Genomic DNA, 617 nt, shown 5'->3' on the forward strand with positions numbered 1-617 from the left:
CCGTGCGCGCGATGGCGCGCAGCGCGCGGTCGCCGGCCGGGTGGCCGTAGTAGTCGTTGTACTGCTTGAAGGCGTCGATGTCGAGCAGGGCCAGCGACAGCGGCCAGCCGTTGCGCTGGGCGCGCTGCCATTCCTGCGCGTACAGCTCGTCGAAGCGGCGCCGGTTCGCCAGTTCCGTCAGGCCGTCCACGTGCGCCAGGCGTTCCAGCATGCGGCGCTGGCGCACGAGCTGCAGGTGCAGCGCCACGCGCGCCATCACGACGGTGGCGTTGAACGGCTTGGCGATGTAGTCGGCGGCACCCAGCTTGAGGCCGTTCGCCTCGTCTTCCGGGCGGTCCAGGCCGGAGATGAAGATCACGGCGATCTGCTCCGTCTGCGGATCGGCGCGCAGCCGGCGCAGCACTTCGTAGCCGTCCAGGTCCGGCATCATCACGTCGAGCAGGATCAGGTCCGGCGCGTGGCGCGTGGCCCGTTCCAGCGCCTGTTCGCCGTTCTTCGCCAGCAGCACCGTGTATTCCGGCTTGAGCAGCTCGGCCAGTACCTGGCGGTTGATCACGTCGTCGTCGGCGATCAGGACTTTTTGCGGTTCCACGTTCACGATGCGGCCTCCACGCGGC

General features: G+C 68.9%; 1 protein-coding gene. It reads right to left on the reverse strand.

The window, feature by feature from the left end:
- Positions 1-598, reverse strand: a 598-nt coding sequence (locus tag ACEN88_RS33645; protein ID WP_413346687.1) for a response regulator, incomplete at its 3' end; no start/stop codon positions are given.
- Positions 599-617: the final 19 nt, after the last annotated feature.

Origin of the sequence: Massilia sp. CT11-108 (assembly GCF_047302915.1) — a bacterium.
GTDB lineage: Bacteria > Pseudomonadota > Gammaproteobacteria > Burkholderiales > Burkholderiaceae_D > Telluria > Telluria orientalis.